The sequence below is a fragment of the uncultured Maricaulis sp. genome (assembly GCF_905480005.1).
Classification (GTDB): Bacteria; Pseudomonadota; Alphaproteobacteria; order Caulobacterales; family Maricaulaceae; genus Maricaulis.
Map to the genome: position 1 here is coordinate 1 of NZ_CAJQOO010000047.1, position 17795 is coordinate 17795.

Annotated in this window: 11 protein-coding genes; 7 read left to right on the forward strand and 4 right to left on the reverse strand. The window is 62.6% G+C overall.

The window, feature by feature from the left end; translation table 11 throughout:
- Together QZ266_RS05565 and QZ266_RS05570 are read left to right on the forward strand one after the other, a co-directional pair.
- Positions 1 to 565: hypothetical protein (locus QZ266_RS05565; RefSeq protein WP_295692411.1), on the forward strand; the 565-nt coding region annotated here is incomplete at its 5' end.
- A gap of 32 nt (positions 566 to 597) precedes the next feature.
- Positions 598 to 1224 (forward strand): methyltransferase domain-containing protein, encoded by a 627-nt coding sequence (locus tag QZ266_RS05570; protein ID WP_295692413.1) that lies wholly within the window; start codon positions 598 to 600, stop codon positions 1222 to 1224.
- Here the strand turns inward: QZ266_RS05570 and QZ266_RS05575 are convergent.
- From QZ266_RS05575 to QZ266_RS05585, 3 genes are all read right to left on the reverse strand, one after another.
- Positions 1221 to 2654: an MATE family efflux transporter gene (locus tag QZ266_RS05575; RefSeq protein ID WP_295692416.1), complete on the reverse strand. Its 1434-nt coding sequence runs from the start codon at positions 2652 to 2654 to the stop codon at positions 1221 to 1223. The two genes, QZ266_RS05570 and QZ266_RS05575, sit on opposite strands and share 4 nt — an antisense overlap.
- Positions 2655 to 2794: 140 nt before the next feature.
- Positions 2795 to 5071, reverse strand: a complete 2277-nt coding sequence (locus QZ266_RS05580) for an NADP-dependent malic enzyme (RefSeq protein ID WP_295692419.1) — start codon at positions 5069 to 5071, stop codon at positions 2795 to 2797.
- Between the two features lie 71 nt (positions 5072 to 5142).
- Positions 5143 to 6657, reverse strand: coding sequence for an NAD(P)H-hydrate dehydratase (locus tag QZ266_RS05585; RefSeq protein WP_295692422.1), 1515 nt, complete (start codon positions 6655 to 6657; stop codon positions 5143 to 5145).
- A gap of 130 nt (positions 6658 to 6787) precedes the next feature.
- Here QZ266_RS05585 and QZ266_RS05590 point away from each other — a divergent pair, with 130 nt between their 5' ends.
- From QZ266_RS05590 to QZ266_RS05610, 5 genes are all read left to right on the forward strand, one after another.
- A complete protein-coding gene (locus QZ266_RS05590; protein WP_295692425.1) occupies positions 6788 to 7126 on the forward strand; it encodes a P-II family nitrogen regulator in 339 nt (112 codons plus the stop codon).
- A 32-nt stretch (positions 7127 to 7158) separates the two neighbouring features.
- Entirely contained in the window at positions 7159 to 8562 is a 1404-nt protein-coding gene (gene glnA, locus QZ266_RS05595; protein WP_295692428.1) for a type I glutamate--ammonia ligase, read from the forward strand.
- A gap of 169 nt (positions 8563 to 8731) precedes the next feature.
- Positions 8732 to 11908 (forward strand): autotransporter outer membrane beta-barrel domain-containing protein, encoded by a 3177-nt coding sequence (locus QZ266_RS05600; RefSeq protein WP_295692431.1) that lies wholly within the window; start codon positions 8732 to 8734, stop codon positions 11906 to 11908.
- Positions 11909 to 12076: 168 nt separating this feature from the next.
- Entirely contained in the window at positions 12077 to 14095 is a 2019-nt protein-coding gene (gene parE, locus QZ266_RS05605; protein ID WP_295692433.1) for a DNA topoisomerase IV subunit B, read from the forward strand.
- 117 nt (positions 14096 to 14212) lie between these two features.
- The gene (locus QZ266_RS05610; RefSeq protein ID WP_295692436.1) at positions 14213 to 16828 is read left to right on the forward strand and encodes a M14 family zinc carboxypeptidase; all 2616 of its coding nucleotides are present in this window, start codon (positions 14213 to 14215) and stop codon (positions 16826 to 16828) included.
- Positions 16829 to 16887: 59 nt separating this feature from the next.
- Here the strand turns inward: QZ266_RS05610 and QZ266_RS05615 are convergent, their stop codons facing one another.
- The gene (locus QZ266_RS05615; RefSeq protein WP_295692438.1) at positions 16888 to 17709 is read right to left on the reverse strand and encodes a hypothetical protein; all 822 of its coding nucleotides are present in this window, start codon (positions 17707 to 17709) and stop codon (positions 16888 to 16890) included.
- Positions 17710 to 17795: the final 86 nt, after the last annotated feature.

A 17795-nucleotide genomic window follows, 5' to 3' on the forward strand; every position in this document is an offset into this window, starting at 1 on the left:
CGGCATGATCACCGCCTTCGCCCGCAAGCAAAAGCGTATCCGCCTGCGCATTGCCCTTCACGCCAGCTGCTGGGCGGACCGCGATCACAGAGCCCGGCTGAGCGCACGCATCGAGACCATGCCGGCACCGGCCCGCAAGTCGCTGCTCGTACGAATCGACGGGCTCACCGACCAACCACAGAGCCAGGCCGAGGCGCTGGCGGAACTGGGAGAGCTGGGGGTCGGTCTGATGGCGGAGATCCCGTTCGGCGAAACCGAGCTTGAGGCCTTCGCGGCCTGCCCGGTCAGCCTCTTTTCCTGCGCCTCACCCGCACCGACCAATGCCAATTCCGAAGGCATGATGGACCATGATGCGAGAGCGCTGAAACAGATGGTCAAGGCGGCAGCAGCCCGCAAGGCCGCGACCTATCTGCATGATGTCCGGGATCTGCTGGTACTCAAGGCCGCCATGGCCAGCGGCGTCCGCTTCTTCTCCGGCCAGAGCGTGGTTCCGGACAGAACCTCACCCGCTCCCGGTCAGGCGCTCTCCATGGTCGACATCTACCGGATGCACAAGGCCGCCTAGACGCGCGGGCCCGGTCTGCCGATAGTGCCGTGATGAGCCAGACCGAAGATCGTAGCGGGATCGATTGGGAAACCCGATTCCTGAATGATGACACGCCCTGGGAACGCCCGGGTCTCCACCCGGCCGCTGAAGCCTGGCTGAAAACCGGCGTCCTGGCGCCCGGCCAATCGGTCATCGTGCCGGGTTGCGGTCGCTGTCCGGAAGTTACCGCCTTTGCACGCGCCGGCCTGACGGTCACCGCAGCCGATTTGTCTGATACCGCGATTGCCTGGCAGGAAGCCGCATTGCGCGAGGCCAAGCTTGCGGGCCAGTGCATCGCAGCCGACATCCTGCGCCCGGGTGACCAGCTCTGGCGTCCCGAGGAACCCGTCGATCTTGTCTATGACCAGACGTTCCTGTGCGCCATCCATCCGCGCCTGCGCAAGGATTACGCTTTCGCCCTCGCGAATCTCTGGCTGAAACCGGGCGGGCAATTCCTCGCCCTTTTCATGCAGAAGGATGAGCGCGGCGGCCCGCCCTTCGGCTGCCCCCTTGAGGCCATGCACGAGCTGTTCAGCGAGACGGCGTGGATCTGGCCGGACCCGGACGAGATCCAGGCCTGGCCGCATCCCAGTTTGAACGGGAAGCCGGAACTCGCCGCCATGCTGACGCTGCGCTAGGGCGCTTCCTCGGTCGCGACAGGATCGACAAGCGGCGCCCGGCGCTTGCGTTGCTTGCCATGTTTCGCCGTCATCGGCGCCCGCGTCAGGACGAAAAGCGCCGTGGCGCCACCCGCGAGAATATTGGCGAAGGCCACACCCCAGATGACACCGCTCGGCGCGCCCATGAGGTGAGCGCCGATGATGACGGCGGGGATCATCAAGCCCAGCGCCCGGGACGCGGTGATCACCATGCCGTGCGCCGGTCGGCCAAGCCCGTTGAAGCCGGCCGACGCGGCAATGGTGATGCCATAGCCGACAATGGTCAGCGGCACGATCCGCCAGTAGGCGATGGCCGTCGACTGGCCGGCTTCACTTGGCAGAAACGCCATCGCCAGCCAGGGCGCCGTCACCCACAAGATGGCGGCAATGGTCAGGCTCCACCCCATGCAGAAGAGGAAGCTCGAGCGGAAGGCTTCGCGGACCCGGTCGAGACGGTCAGCGCCGCCATTCTGGCCTGTCACTGCGCCGATACAGGCCGAGAGCGCAAACAGCGGAACGATGGCAAAGGCCTCGATCCGGCCGGCAACACCGAGCCCGCCGACTGCGGAATCGCCAAAGCGCGCCATGGCAAGACCGGACATGGCCACCGTCATTGCCAGCGGATTGAAGACATTGGACAGGCAGGCCGGCGCTCCGACGCGTGCAATATCCACCCAGTGATGCCAAACCTCGCCGAGATCTTCCGGTTTGAAATCAATAAGTTTTTCCTTCACGCCCAGATACCAGGCGACCATCACGAAGGTCACCGCATTGGCGGCAACCGTTGCCAGCGCGGCGCCGGACACGCCCCAACCCAGGCCGGGAAACAGTCCAAAGACATCGTCGAGGATAAAAATCGGATCGAGTATGAGATTCACGAAGGCGGCCGCGATCATCATCAGGCTTGGCACGACGGCATTGCCGAGCGCGCGCAGGATATTGCTGGCGACCATCGGGCCAACAATCAGCACAATGCCCGAGAACCAGACCGTCATGTAATCGACGACGTGCGGGAGCATCGTCTCGCTCGCCCCCAGGGCGGTAAAGATCGGTTCCACGAAAACAACGCCGAGCAAGGAAACAGCGCCGACGTATATCAGGGCCAGAGCCATTGCATCGGTGGAAATACGGGCAAGGGTCGAGGTTCCGTCATTGCGACCGGCCGCGCGCGAAACCGCCGAAACCGCACCCGCGCCGAGGCCGATGGAAACACTCATTACCAGCATGGTGACCGGGAAGCTCATCTGGACGGCCGCCTGCTGGGCCGTACCGAGCGTGCCGACCCAATAGGTATCGACAATACCGACCAGCATCATGGCCAGAATGCCGAAACTCATCGGCATGATCATGCGCAGGATATGCCCGAAGACCGGGCCTTCCGTCATGTCGCGTGCTGCCCGTCCGGCCATGTCGTCCCCTCTTCACTCGCAGACGACCATAAATAGGTATGGCAGGTCGTGTCTGCAGCACGTGACTGTCAATTCGCTGTGATTTCCGATGACCGGTTCGGCCGGAGAGGCCCCGTAATGGCCAGTCCGGCGCCTCAAGGTCAGTCCGGGACCTTGTTCAGGTCATAGGCCGCGATGCCCGCCAGATTGACGATATCCGTCACATTGGCGCCGAGGCGGGCGATCTGTACCGGTTTTTCGAGGCCAACCAGCATCGGACCGATCACTGTCGCGCCGCCCGCTGCCTTGAGAAGCCGCACCGCGATGGAGGCGGAGTGAATGGCTGGCATGATCAACACATTGGCCGGCTCGGTCAGGCGAGAGAACGGGTAGAGTTTGTGGTGATCCGGATCGAGCGCGACGTCGGCCGCCAGCTCGCCCTCATATTCGAAGTCCGCCCCCTCGGCGTCGAGGATCTCGACCGCCTGCTGGACCTTGGCTGTGCGCTCACCCGGCGGATTGCCGAAGCTGGAATAGGACAGGAAGGCGAGATGCGGCGTAATTCCGAACCGGCGCGCGGCATTCGCCGTCACCACCGCGATCTCGGCCAAGGCCCGGGCGTCCGGGAATTCCGTGACTGACGTATCGCCAATGACCAGGCTGCGCCCACGCGTCACCGCAATGGTCACGCCGACCGGCCGGCTGCCCTCGATCGGGTCGAGGACCAGCTCGACTTCGTTCATGACCACATTGGAGTGTCGCGTCACGCCCGTAACCATGCCGTCGGCATGACCCATTTTCAGCATGCAGGCGGAGAAGACATTTCGGTCGTTGTTCACGCGCCGTTGCACGTCCCGGCGCAGATATCCCTGCCGCTGGAGGCGCTCATAGAGATAGTCTGAATAATCCGCATTATACTCGGAAAGCCGGGCATTGCAGACCTCGAGCGAGCCGGCCGGAATACCCAATTCCTTCATATTGGCAGCCACGACATCCTCACGCGCGACCAGCACCGCCTTGCCCAGTCCCTGGACCTGGAAAGCATGGGCCGCACGGATCACTGCCGGCTCTTCGCCCTCGGCAAACACGATGGTCTTCTGCTCGGCGCGAATGGACGCGGAAATGCGCTGCTGGACGGCCGCGGTAGGGTCCAGACGACGAGCCAGGACCTGTTTGTAGGCGTCATTGTCTTCAAGCGGGCGACGCGCTACGCCGCTATCAATCGCCGCCTGGGCCACAAAGGGGGGCACCCAGGAAATCAGGCGCGGATCAAACGGCGTCGGAATGATGTAGTCGGGACCGTATTGCAGGCGATCGACCTTGTAGGCTTGGGCCACCTCATCCGGCACATCCTCGCGCGCCAAAGCTGCCAGCGCCCGCGCCGCGGCGATCTTCATCTCTTCATTAATGGTTCGCGCCCGCACATCCAGCGCGCCCCGGAAGATATAGGGGAAGCCGAGGACATTATTGACCTGGTTGGGATAATCCGACCGACCGGTCGCCATGATCACGTCATCACGGACCGACTTGACCTCCTCCGGTGTGATCTCCGGGGTCGGGTTGGCCATGGCGAAAATGATCGGATTGGGCGCCAGCGAAGCGACGATGTCCTTGGTGAAGACCCCCGCCGCCGACAGGCCGAGCAGGACATCCGCACCCTGTGCCGCGTCGGCAAGGGTTAGCTTGTCCGTTTTGATGGCATGCCGGTTCAGCCGGTCATGACCGCCCGGGCGGCCCTCATAGACCACGCCATCAATGTCCACGACGATGGTATTCTCGGACTTCACGCCCATCGACTCGATCAGCTCGAGCACGGTAAGCCCGGCCGCACCGGCGCCGCACAGGACGACTTTCAGGTCTTCCATCTTGCGGCCTGTCAGATCGCAGGCATTGATCAGGCCGGCGGCCGCGATGATCGCCGTGCCGTGCTGATCATCATGGAAAACCGGGATGTTGAGCTCCTCGCGCAAGCGCGTTTCGATCTCGAAACATTCCGGTGACTTGATGTCTTCCAGATTGATGCCGCCAAAGGTGTCGCCGAACCCGCGGACACATTCGATGAATTTGTCCGGATCCGTGTAATCCACCTCGATGTCGACCGCGTCGATATCGGCAAAGCGCTTGAACAGCACCGCCTTGCCTTCCATCACCGGCTTGGACGCCGCCGGGCCCAGATTGCCAAGGCCCAGGATTGCCGTCCCGTTCGAGACAACGGCCACCATATTTCCCTTGGAGGTGTAGTCGTAGACGGTTTCGGGATTCTCCGCGATCGCGCGCACAGGCGCTGCCACGCCAGGGCTGTAGGCGAGCGCCAGGTCGCGCTGCGTTGCCATCGGTTTGGTCGCCGCCACGGACAGCTTTCCGGGCGTCGGTTTCATGTGGAAAATAAGCGCGTCAGCATCGAGTTGATTGTCTGCGCGATAGGTCGATTCAGCCATGTTTCACCCCGGGGGAAGGACGTGCAGCGACCCTGCACCGCTCCGCGACAAGTGCCAAGCCCCGCAAACGCTTAGCTTCCATGCGCCAGCAGATGGGTCAGGGCGGACTCGCGCCTGTGACGCGCGATCACGGCCTGCAGCACCTGGGGCAGAATCTCGGGCAGGTCCTCGGCGATCAGGCCCGGACCGAGCCGCCGTCCGGCATCGCCGTGCAGCCACGCCGCGCCGGCAGCAGAATCATGGGGCGAAAGACCGGCGGCAAGCCCCGCCGCAACCATCCCGGCCAGGACATCCCCGCTGCCGGCAGTCGCCAGCCAGGGCGACGCATGCCGGTTGATCCAGGGCAATTGCCCGGGGGTTGCAATCAGCGTCGCCGGTCCCTTGAGCAAAACGGTGCAACCGGCCCGGTCCGCGGCGGCGGCCACCTGGTCCAGCCGGTTCTGCGACGGGTCTTCACGCCCGAAGAGCCGCGCGAACTCGCCGGCATGGGGCGTCAGCACGCAGCGCGCATGGAGGGCTTCGAACAAGGCCTCCGGCGCGCCTTCAAAACTGGTCAGAGCATCAGCATCCAGAACGACGGGCAGGCCCGTCGCAAGTGCCGCGAGAACACTGTCACGAGTCGCCTCTCCCAACCCCATGGCCGGGCCGAGGACGGCGGCCTGGGCGCGTAGATCGGTGAGGACCCGGGCGGTATCTTCGCCGCCGGACCAACGCGTCAGCATGATCGCATCAAGACGGGACGCATTGACGAGGCTGGCTGATGGCGGCGAACACACCGTCACCAGACCTGCTCCGGCGCGCAACGCAGCTCTCGCCGCCAGGCGCGCCGCGCCGCTGGCGCTCGCGCCACCACTGAAGACAGCGACCCGCCCTCGCCTGTGCTTGTGCGCCACCGGATCGGTTTGCGCCCCGGCAGACGGCCAAACCGGTGCCCGGGTCTGGCGCGCAATCGGCGGTACAGAGCTCGCCCAGCCATCGGGTATGCCAATGTCGCAAAGCAAGACTTCGCCGCATTTTTCCGCATAAGGGTCAACGAGATGCGCCAGTTTTCTGCGATGAAATGTGACGGTCAGGTCCGGCGCGACGCAAGGCCCGTCAACCGGGACGGCGTCGCCATTCATGCCACTGGGCAGGTCCACGGAAACCACTGGCACGGATGCCTCATCGACCGCCTTGCACCACGCGGCGGCTTCACCGCTGAGCGGGCGGGACAACCCGGCCCCGAACAGCGCGTCAACAACCAGACCGCCCTTCAGGCGCGTGTCGGGCGAATCCGTGACCAGGCCCGTCTTCCAGACCGACCGCGCCCAGAGCGCGTCGCCGCCCTGCCTGGCCTCATCACCCAGCAGCATGACCCGGACCGGCCAGCCCGCATCGCGCAGCGCGGCAGCGGCGATGAATCCGTCACCGCCATTATTGCCGGGCCCTGCGAGGACCAACACCGGGCGCATCGACCAGCGGGCGCGAATCGCGTCGCTCACAGCCTCCCCGGCCCGCTGCATCAGCGCCTGGGAGCTGAAGCCGTTTTCGACCGCGAACCGGTCACAGCGGCCGCTGTCGGCGGTGCTCAGAATTTCGGTGGCCATGCTCGCTCCATTCTGTAGCAGCTGTGCCTGATTGTGAGGCATATGATCAACCCGCTGCCGAGCAGACCTGTTTCTGTCTTGTCACTGCCTGCGCCACGTCTAGCCTCGACCAGAGATCATGGAGTCCGTGATGAAAAAAATCGAAGCCATCATAAAACCTTTCAAGCTTGATGACGTTAAGGAGGCCCTGCAGGAGATCGGTGTGCAAGGCCTGACGGTCATCGAGGCCAAGGGGTTTGGTCGGCAAAAGGGGCATACCGAACTCTACCGCGGCGCCGAGTACGTCGTCGACTTCCTGCCCAAGATCAAGATCGAACTGGTGCTTCCCGCAGATCGCGTGGACGCCGCTGTCGAAGCCATCCAGACCGCTGCCCAGACCGGCCGCATCGGTGATGGCAAGATTTTCGTAAGCCCGATCGAAAGTGTGATCCGCATCCGGACCGGCGAGACCGGCCGTGATGCTCTCTAATCCAACCTGATCAGTAATCCGGAGCCTGGCCCATGTCAGACGCAATTCTCAAAAAGCTCAAAGACGAAGACATCAATTTTGTCGATCTGCGCTTCACCGACCCGCGCGGCAAGCTGCAGCACGTCACCTTCGACCGTTCGGAAGTCAATGAGGACTTCTTCGAGGACGGCATCATGTTTGACGGCTCCTCGATTGCCGGCTGGAAGGCGATCAATGAGTCCGACATGGTGCTGAAGCCGGACGCTTCTTATTGCGAAGTCGATCCCTTCTACCAGCAACCGACCGCAGTCATTCTGGCCGACATTCTCGAGCCGGGGACGGGCGAAGCCTATAACCGTGACCCGCGCACCACGGCCAAGAAGGCCGAGGCCTTCCTGAAGGCCTCCGGTGTCGGCGACACGGCCTATTTCGGCCCGGAAGCCGAATTCTTCGTGTTTGACGATGTCCGCTATTCGACCAGCCAGCAGGACACGGGCTACAAGCTCGACAGCGAAGAGATGCCCCACAATACCGGCTCGAAGTTCGAGGGCGGCAATATGGGTCATCGCCCGGGTCCCAAGGGCGGCTATTTTCCGGTCAATCCGGTCGATAGCGGCCAGGACATGCGGACCGAAATGCTGACCGTGCTCGATGAACTCGGCCTCAATCCGGAAAAGCATCACCATGAAGTGGCACCGGCCCAGCACGAACTCGGCATGAAATTCTCGTCCCTGACGACGATGGCCGACCGCATGCAGCTGTATAAGTACACGGTGCATATGGTCGCCCATGCCTATGGCAAGACGGCAACCTTCATGCCGAAACCGGTCTGGAACGACAATGGCACCGGCATGCATGTCCACCAGTCAATCTGGAAGGACGGCAAGCCCATGTTCGCAGGCGATCGCTATGCCGACCTGTCGGAAACCTGCCTCCACTATATCGGCGGCATCATCAAGCACGCGCGCTCGATCAACGCCTTCGCCAACGCTTCGACCAATTCCTACAAGCGTCTGGTGCCGGGCTTTGAGGCTCCGGTCCTGCTGGCCTATTCGGCCCGCAACCGGTCCGCTTCAATCCGCATCCCGTGGGTCAACTCGCCGAATGCCAAGCGCCTGGAAACGCGCTTCCCGGATCCGGCTGGCAATCCCTATCTGACCTTCGCCTCGCTGCTGATGGCCGGTCTCGACGGTATCGAGAACCGCATCGATCCGGGCGATCCGATGGACAAGGATCTCTACGACCTGCCGGCCGAAGAGCTCAAGGACATTCCGACCGTCTGCCGCTCGCTCCGCGAGGCCCTGGAATCGCTCGATGGCGATCGCGACTTCCTCAAGAAGGGTGGCGTCATGGATGACGATCAGATCGACGCCTATATCGATCTCAAGATGGAAGAGGTCCTGCGCTTCGAAATGCACCCTCACCCCGTTGAGTTCGACATGTATTATTCCTGCTAAATCAAGCAGTTTCGAACAAATTCCAGGTAAAGTTGGCGGCCGGACACATGTCCGGCCGCTTTCTTTTGCACTCAGCGCACCCGATACGGTCGACGAGCGCGCGGGCTTTCGCTACAAATCGTGTCTCGTTCGACCAACCCCGTTTGGGGAAGTCCTGTCAGGAGTTCGTATGCGTCGCCGTTTCTTGTTCGCCAGCGCCCTTGCCACGCTGACCGTTACAGCTCCTGCCGCTTTCGCAGACCGCGAAATCAACGACGAAATCACATCGCCGATCGCCACCTCCACGGCGGGCGATGGCGGCGTCGCCGACAATATTGTCATCACGGCAGGCGGCCGCGTCACGCTCGTTCCGAACGCGACCGCGGTCACGGTCGACAGCGACAATGACGTGACCAATAGCGGTTCGATCATCATCGAAGGCGATGATGATGGCGGCGTCGGCATTCACGCCATCGGTGGCAATACCGGCAACATCACGAATTCGGGGACCATCCAGGTTGTCGCCGAGACCCGCGCGGCCGACACGGATGATCCCGCCGACGGTATTGTCGATGGCCCGATCGCCATTGGCTCGAACCGCGTTGCGATCCTTGTTGACGGTGCGGCGGTCTTTACCGGTGACATCGTGGCATCCGCTGGCAGCACGATGACCGTGATCGGCAATGATTCGGCGGGCCTGCGCCTTCTGACGGGTCTCGATGGCAATATCAGCACTGCTGGCCTCATCCGCGTGATCGGCGACAATAGTTTCGGCGTCGAGCTGCGCGGCACTGTCACCGGTGATGTCACGCTCGACGGCCGCTTTGAAGCCAATGGCGAAGGCAGTGGCGGCATCCTGATTGCCAGTGACATTGACGGCGCATTGAGCATTGGCGGTACCGTCAATGCCACGGCCTACCGCTTCATCGGTCGGCCGAATGAAGACCTCCGCGACACGCTTGAGGCCGAGGATCGCGCCGATAGCGCCTCACCTGTCCTGGTGAATGGCAATGTCAGCGGCGGCGTCTTCTTCAGCGGCTTCTCGACGGACCGCCCCAGCACACCGTCAGCCAATATCTCCGTTCGCGGTTCTGCACCGGCGGCGCACATCCTGGCCAATGCGAGCTCCGGCGACATTGTCCTCGGCGAAGTCGTCCTGGAAGCGATTGCCGACGATCCTGACACGGCCGATGTCGATGAAAGCGTCGCTGCCGAGCTGATCGGCTACGCGCTCGTCAATCGCGGCAATATCCAGTCCGCCGGCAATCTGGACGGTGTCGATACCGTCTCGCTCTTCGTCAATGGCACGGACGGGCATACGGTCACCCTGACCGGTGGCTTTCTCAATGAGGGCGATATCGGCGGCTCGGCCTGGGCCGCACAATCCACCGGCGTCCTGATGGGCAATGGCGCGATTGTCCCGACATTTGCCAATGCCGGAAACATCCTGATCCGGACGAATAGCGAAGGATCTCACGCGCAAGGCATCTATATCGATACCGGCGCAAATGTTCCGATGCTCGTGAATTCAGGCGTCATCGATGCGACCGCGCTCAATGGCGGCGGCGGGACCGCGCTGACCGATGTCTCCAATTCTCTCACCATGATCGAGAATACCGGTGAAATCGGCGCCTATCACCTCAACACCGTCCCGGGTACCGACCCGCAGGTTGACGATCTGGTTGCCATCGATCTTTCCGCGAACACCGTGGGAACAACTGTTCGCCAATACCGCGCTGACGACGCCGAAGATGATTTCGTCGAAGAGATCATCGGCGAAGTCCGGTTCGGATCCGGCGATGACCGCCTGCAAGTTGAATCCGGCTCCGTGACGGGTGACCTTAGCTTTGGTGATGGCGCTGACGAATTGATCATCACCGGCGGCACGGTCGTGGGTGGCCTGAGTGATTCCGACGGCAATCTCGCGATCGAAGTCGATAATGCCGGTCTCAGCCTCAGCGCCACCACCAGCGCCGACATTGCGACCGCACGCTTCGGCGATGGCTCCGTCATCCGCTTCCAGATTGACGACGACGCCGGCACGGCAGCCAGCCTGACAGCGTCAGGCGACATCACCTTCCAGTCCGGCTCCCGTGTCGCCGCGACACTGGCCAATCTCATTGGCGACGGCGCGACCTATGTCGTGGTGTCGGCGAATAATCTGGTCATCGAGGAAAGCCTCGACATCCTTCAGAACACCGAGGCCCCCTGGCTGTATGAATCCAGCCTCGAATTCGACCCCAATAATGCCAATGCGCTCATCCTGACCCTGCGTCGTCGCACGGCAGAGGAATTGGGCATGAATGCCAATCAGGGCGCTGCCTATGCCGCCGCCCTTGAAGGCTGGCAGGGCAATGAACTCCTCGGCGAGGCGATCGCATCCCTGCTCACCCAGGATGAGTTCTTCTCGGCCTATGACCAGCTACTGCCGGAATATGCCGCCAGCGCGATCCAGTTTGCTCTCGCGGCCAATGACAGCTCGGTCGGCGCCCTCGCCAACCGCCTGGAAGCCGTGCGTCGCAGCCCGGAAGAGACCGGTGGGCTCTGGATCCAGGAATTCGGTTATTTCGCCGATCGCGCCGGCACCGCCTTCGGTCCGGGTTATCGCGGTCACGGTATTGGTGTCGCAGTGGGTTTCGACCGACCTGTCGGCCCCTTCTATGCCGCCGGTCTAAACTTTGTCGGCGCAGCCAGCGAAGTCTCTGAAGTCGACGGCGTCGATGACCCGATGAGTGCGCTGACGGCTCAAATCGGTGCCTATGCCGGCGCTCATACCGACATGTTCGACCTCGATATCTACGCCGCCCTTGGCTATGACAGCTTTGAGCATAATCGCCGCGTTCTAATTGGCGAGTTCGATGCCTCGCCGAGCGCGGAATGGACCGGCTGGCATACCTCGGCGTCAGCCCGGATCGGTCGGGACATCGCCTTCACCGACAATTGGTATTTCCGCCCCGCCTTCTCGGTGGATTATCTGCGCCTCAGCGAGAGCGGTTACACCGAGACCGGTGGCGGTATCGGCGTCGACCTTTCGGTCGGTGATCGCGAGACCACCAGCTTCTCCGGCACAGGCCTCATGACATTGGGTGCCCGCTTCGAGAATGACAATTCCTGGTGGGCTCCGACCGTGCGGGTCGGCTTCCGCAACGAGTTCGGCGATTCCGATGCCGAGACGACTGCGAGCTTCTCGGACTTTGACGACACCTTCACGCTGCGCTCACAGGCGATGCCGGGCACCGGCGCGATCCTGGGTTTCGGCATTGCCGCCGGGTCGGGCTATTCGACCTTCTCCTTCGACTATGACGCTGATGTGCGCGAGGACTTCATTCGCCACACGGCTCGCTTGGTCATGCGGATGATCTTCTGATCCACCGCTCCGGGTTTCAAACAGCCGGCCCGCTGCAATGCAGTCGGGCCGGTTTTTTGTGTGGAACACCCTGAAAACCTCTGTCGACGGCTGCACACACAGGCTATCCGCGCCCGATACGCTGCGTAGAATTCCCCTACCTGCCGCCGACTCGTGCAAAGTGGACCGATGTCGAACCAGAACTCCGATTCCGACCTGTTTGGTGGTGCTCCGGCGCCGACCCCGTCCAAGGCCCCGGCCCCGGGTTACTCGGCGGCCCATATCGAGGTGCTGGAAGGTCTTGAAGCCGTTCGCCGCCGTCCGGGCATGTATATCGGCGGGACTGATGAGCGGGCCTATCATCACCTCTTCGCCGAGATTCTCGACAACTCGATGGATGAAGCCGTGGCCGGCTGGGCCGACCGGATCGAGGTCGCGGTCGACGAGGACGGCTATATTACCGTGACGGACAACGGCCGGGGCATCCCGGTCGACCCTCACCCCAAATATCCGGACAAGTCGGCGCTCGAAGTCGTTCTCACGGTCTTGCATGCCGGCGGCAAATTCTCCGACAGTGCCTACAAGACGTCCGGCGGCCTGCACGGCGTCGGCATTTCAGTGGTCAACGCCCTCTCCGAAGTTCTTGACGTCGAAGTCGCGCGCGAGAAAACGCTGTGGACCCAGTCCTATTCCCGCGGCCTGCCGCTCGGCAAGCTGGTCAATGCCGGCTCCGCACCGAACCGGCGTGGGACCAAGATCCGCTTTTTGCCCGATCGGCAGATATTCGGCGACAAGATGTCGGTCAAACCAGCGCGCATCTATGCGATGGCGCGGTCGAAAGCCTTCCTGCGCCGTGGTGTGAAGATTCAGTGGCGCTGCGCCCCGAGCCTGGTTGAAGGCACGGACATTCCCGCTGACGATATTCTCTGCTTCCCGGGCGGGCTGGCTGACCGGATGACGGAGATGGCCGACAAGCGCGCGCTCATCACGGCTGAAGCCTTCACCGGGCGTGTCGAGCGCGAGGATGGCGCCGGCGGCGTCGAGTGGGCGATCACCTGGTCCGGCAATGGCTATGGCGGCGACGCGGACGGGTTTTGCCAGTCCTATTGCAATACGGTTCCAACACCGCAGGGCGGCACGCACGAGCAGGGTCTCCGCGCCGCGCTCTCCAAGGGCTTGCGCGCCTATGCCGAGCACACCCATGCCAAGAAGGCGGCTCAGATAACGGCTGAGGACGTCTTGGGCGGCGCGGGCGCGCTGGTGTCGGTCTTTATTGGTGACCCTGAATTCCAGGGCCAGACCAAGGAACGTCTGGCGACCCCGGAAGCGACCAAGCTGGTGGAGACCGCTGTCCGCGACCAGTTCGACCACTGGCTCGCCGGCTCACCCAAGGAAGCCGCCAAACTCGTCGAATTCGCCATTGAGCGCGCCGATGACCGGATGCGCCGGCGCAAGGAAAAGAACGTCAAGCGCCAGACCGCCTCGCGTCGCCTTCGCCTGCCGGGAAAATTGGCGGATTGTTCGCGCGCCGACGCCGACGGGACCGAGCTTTTCCTGGTCGAGGGCGACTCGGCCGGCGGCTCTGCCAAACAGGCCCGATCACGCCAGACCCAGGCCATTCTTCCGCTGCGCGGCAAGATCCTCAATGTCGCCTCGGCGACGGCCGACAAGATTTCGGCGAACCAGGAGATAAGCGACCTCCTGCTCGCGCTTGGCTGCCAGACGGGGAGCCGGTTCAAGCTGGAAGAATTGCGCTATGAGCGCGTCGTCATCATGACCGACGCCGATGTTGATGGCGCCCATATCGCGGCTCTACTGATCACGTTCTTCTACCGGTCCATGCCTGAGCTCATTCATTCCGGACGGCTCTTCCTGGCCCAGCCACCGCTGTATCGCCTGACTCAGGGGACGCGCACGCTGTATGCCCGCGATGACGCCCATCGCGAACAATTGATCCGCGACGAGTTCAAGGCCAACAGCAAGATTGATGTCGGCCGATTCAAGGGTCTTGGAGAAATGACTCCGAGCCAGCTCAAGCAGACCACAATGGATCCGGCCGTGCGTACACTCGCGCGTGTTGTGATCGATGAGGATGATCTGCCGAGCCTGGAGGCCCTGGTCGAGACCCTGATGGGCAAGAAGCCGGAAGCGCGTTTCAAATTCATCCAGGACAATGCCAGCTTCGTCACCGAAGAGCTCGACCTCTAGCGATCCCTGGCCGGCCACCCCCGCGGTTGCGTCAAGGCACTGCCCGGCGAGTGGACAAGTCCGCCCGCCGCGCTAGCCTCTCGCGCAAGCACTATCCAGAATCACGAGGGGAAGCCGATGACCTGTACACGCGCACTCAAGAACGCCCTGCTCGGGGCCTGCCTGATGGTCGGTGGCCTGGGCGGCATGGCCCTGGCCGAGCCGGTCGAATTCTTCCAGGTCGAGGGCGTCGACTATGACCCGGACGTGCCCGCGCCGGAGGATGTGATCGGATGGGGGGTCGGCGACCGCCCGGTACGTCATGACCAGCTGGTGGCCTATCTTTCGGAAATCGCCAACGGGTCCGACCGCATCTCGGTCGAGACGATCGGCTACACCCATGAGCGGCGCCCGATCCTGTTCTTTGTCGTCACCTCGCCTGAAAACCATGCGCGTATCGACGACATCCGGGCCCGGCACCTGGCCTCGCTCGAGCCGGGCGCGCCGGTCAGTGATGGCCCCGCCATCCTGTGGCTGAACTATGGTGTCCATGGTGCCGAGTCCGCCGGCATGGATGCATCCATCCCCACACTCTACCACCTCGCCGCTGCGCAAGGCCCCGAGATTGAGTCGACCCTGGACGACAGCGTCATCCTGATCACCGCCATCTTCAATCCGGATGGCCATTCGCGCCGGGTCAATCATGTCGAGACCTTCGGCGGCGATGTTCGGGTGACGGATCCCGATCACGAACAGCACAATTTGTGGACGGCGGCGCGGACCAATCACTACTGGTTTGATCTCAATCGCCAATGGCTGCTGCAAACCCAGCCGGAATCGCAAGCCTGGCTGGAGCAATGGCATGAATGGAAGCCGCAGGTCTCCGCCGACTTCCACGAGATGGGCACGGAAAGCACTTTCTATTTCCATCCCGGCGAGCCCTTGCGCCGCAATCCGCTGATCCCGGAGCGGGCACGCGATCTGACCCTCGGCATCGCCCAGCACCATATCGACTTCCTCGATAGTGAGGCGCGGCTTTATACCTCCGAGGAAGGCTTCGACAACTTCTATGTCGGCAAGGGGTCAACCTATCCGCAGGTCAATGGCTCGCTTGGCATCCTGTTCGAGATCGGCGCGGCGCGCGGCGGGCTGATCGAGGCCGAACGCGGCCTTGTCAGTCATGGCGACAATGTCCGCACCCATTTCCGCACCTCGCTGACCACGATTGAAGGCGGCATTGCCGGACATGACGAGATCGCCGCCTATCAGCGCGACTTCTTTGCCAATTCCGCCGCAGAGGCCGGGCGCGACCGCGATCGCGGCTTCATCTTTACGGCGGACGGTGACCCGGCCCGCGCGAACATGTTTGTCGATTTGCTCAATCGCCATGACATCCGGGTCAATCGACTGGCCCGTGATGTCCGCAGCAATGGCCGCACCTATCGTGCCGGCGAGAGCTTCGTCGTCGATCTGGCCCAGCCCCAATACACGATGATCCGGTCGATGTTCGACCAGCCCACCGAGTTCGAGGAAAACATCTTCTACGACGTTTCGGGCTGGACCCTGCCCCTGGCCTATGACCTCGACTACACGGCTCTGGGTCGCGATTGGTCCACGGATCTGCTCGGCGCGGAAACAGGCCCGGAAGCGCTCGCCCAGCCGGCGCCGCCGCGGTCAAGCTATGGCTATGTCCTGCGTTGGTCGGATTATTATGCACCGCGTGCCCTCTATCGCCTCCTGGATGCCGATATCCGCGTTCGTGTTGCGACCGAGCCGGCAACGATAGCGACCCATAGGGGGGCCACCGAGTTCGGCCCCGGCGCGGTCTTTGTGCCACTGGTCGGACAGGATCCGGATCGCGAGACCATCCATCAGCTCGTCGCATCGATTGCCGAAGATGACGGTGTTGCGGTTCACGCCGTGACATCCGGCTCGACGGCTGCAGGTTCGCCCGATCTGGGCGACGGCAATGGCTTCCGTGCGGTGCGCCGCCCCGAAGTCCTCGTCCTGTTTGACAATGGGCTGACAAGCTATGATGCCGGCGAAGTCTGGCACCAGCTCGATCACCGCATGAATATTCCGGTCACCTTGCGCCGCAAGAATGATCTGGGCGGCCTCGATTGGTCTCGCTACACCCATATGGTGATTGTCGGTGGCGGCAATACCAGCCTGCCCTCGCGCAGCGCCGAGCGGGTCGAACAGTGGATTCGCGAAGATGGCGGCGTGCTGGTCACCATGCGCCAAGCCTCGGTTATGGCACAGTCGACCTTCTTCGACATGGAAGCCGAGGACGACACTGACGAGGACACCGATAGCGAGACACCGGACCGCCGCAATTACGCGGATATCGGGGTCGACGACGCCGAACATGTCATTGGCGGGGCGATCTTCCAGACCGATCTGGACCCCTCCCATCCGATTGGCTTTGGCTATGGTGATCGTCTCCTGCCGGTCCACCGCAATACAACGCTCACCCTGCAACGGCCGGAGGACAACCCCTTCGCCGTGGTTGCCGAGTACGCGGATGATCCGCTGATGTCGGGATATGCCTCTCAGATGCGCCAGGATGAAATCAGCGGCACGCCGGCCGTGATCGCCCAGCGCCTGGGTCGCGGCAGCGTCGTCATGTTCGCCGACAATCCGATGTTCCGGGCCACATTCCGCGGCACGGAGCGGGCCTTCATGAATGCGATCTTCTTCGGTGCCCTGATCGATCGCCCCTTCGGCGACTACAATGATGAGGACCATCACTAGCCAGAAATGCGGGCGCGAGGCCTGACCTCGCGCCCGCCATTTCAACGGGCGATCGCGACCTAGCGGTTATCGCGCAGGACATCCCGCGACATATTGTTGAGCGCCGCCGACCAGACATTCGGCCGGATGTCGCACTGCATGTTGTTCTGACCGATATCATAAGGCCCGTCATAGACCGGGCAGACACATTCGGTCAGGCCATCCTCGTCAGCATCACTGCAAGGCGCCGTCATGCAGCCGGCATAATTGGTGCCGGTGTCCTCACAGCTCGTTGAGCCAAAGTCGAAATCCTGGCTGTATTCGAGCGAGAACGTCGAGATCAGGGTGGCTTCCGGCAAATAGGGGTAGAGGGTCTGCCCCTCGCCCGTTTCCATATCCCCGAGATAGTCGCACACCGGCGCAAACTGGCAGTGTTCGGCCTGGGCGATGTGGGGGTCATCCATGTCGCATCGACCGCTCAGGAGGCTGGCCATATTGAGGCAGTTCGAGCCATCCTCATTGCAGATATCCGTTGTGGCATCGCGCACGACCGGATTCAGGATCGAGCCGACTTCCACAAAATTATAGATCGTCTGCTGCAGGTCGGACGGTTCGGTAAACGCGAAACACTTGCACTCCGCATTGGCGGTCGCACCGTCGGCACTGTCACCGGGCACGCAGGGCAAGCTTTGGCTCGCCCCGTCCGATGTCGCGATGGCGTCACCCGGCCCGGAGTAATAGCACAGCGCATATGGATTGCCGGTACAGGCGAGAAAATTGGACACGTCCTCGAAGGCGTCTGCGCGTGGCGGTTCGTCCGCGGCCGGATCCTCGGTCTCGGCGGAACACGCAGAGACGAGAAAGATGACCGACAGGAAGACGATGGGGTTGAACAATTTCATGGCGCTCTCCCAGCCTGGGGGCCGTGCTCCCGGCCCAAATCTCCATCCAAGATTGCATTAAATCATCACATCACCAATAGTCGCGC

What these genes read in the sequence shown, in the direction of transcription:
- QZ266_RS05570 (WP_295692413.1), top strand. Translation starts at nt 598, where the DNA reads ATGAGCCAGACCGAAGATCGTAGCGGGATCGATTGGGAAACCCGATTC.
- QZ266_RS05575 (WP_295692416.1), bottom strand. Translation starts at nt 2,654, where the DNA reads ATGGCCGGACGGGCAGCACGCGACATGACGGAAGGCCCGGTCTTCGGG.
- QZ266_RS05580 (WP_295692419.1), bottom strand. Translation starts at nt 5,071, where the DNA reads ATGGCTGAATCGACCTATCGCGCAGACAATCAACTCGATGCTGACGCG.
- QZ266_RS05585 (WP_295692422.1), bottom strand. Translation starts at nt 6,657, where the DNA reads ATGGCCACCGAAATTCTGAGCACCGCCGACAGCGGCCGCTGTGACCGG.
- QZ266_RS05590 (WP_295692425.1), top strand. Translation starts at nt 6,788, where the DNA reads ATGAAAAAAATCGAAGCCATCATAAAACCTTTCAAGCTTGATGACGTT.
- glnA (WP_295692428.1), top strand. Translation starts at nt 7,159, where the DNA reads ATGTCAGACGCAATTCTCAAAAAGCTCAAAGACGAAGACATCAATTTT.
- QZ266_RS05600 (WP_295692431.1), top strand. Translation starts at nt 8,732, where the DNA reads ATGCGTCGCCGTTTCTTGTTCGCCAGCGCCCTTGCCACGCTGACCGTT.
- parE (WP_295692433.1), top strand. Translation starts at nt 12,077, where the DNA reads ATGTCGAACCAGAACTCCGATTCCGACCTGTTTGGTGGTGCTCCGGCG.
- QZ266_RS05610 (WP_295692436.1), top strand. Translation starts at nt 14,213, where the DNA reads ATGACCTGTACACGCGCACTCAAGAACGCCCTGCTCGGGGCCTGCCTG.
- QZ266_RS05615 (WP_295692438.1), bottom strand. Translation starts at nt 17,709, where the DNA reads ATGAAATTGTTCAACCCCATCGTCTTCCTGTCGGTCATCTTTCTCGTC.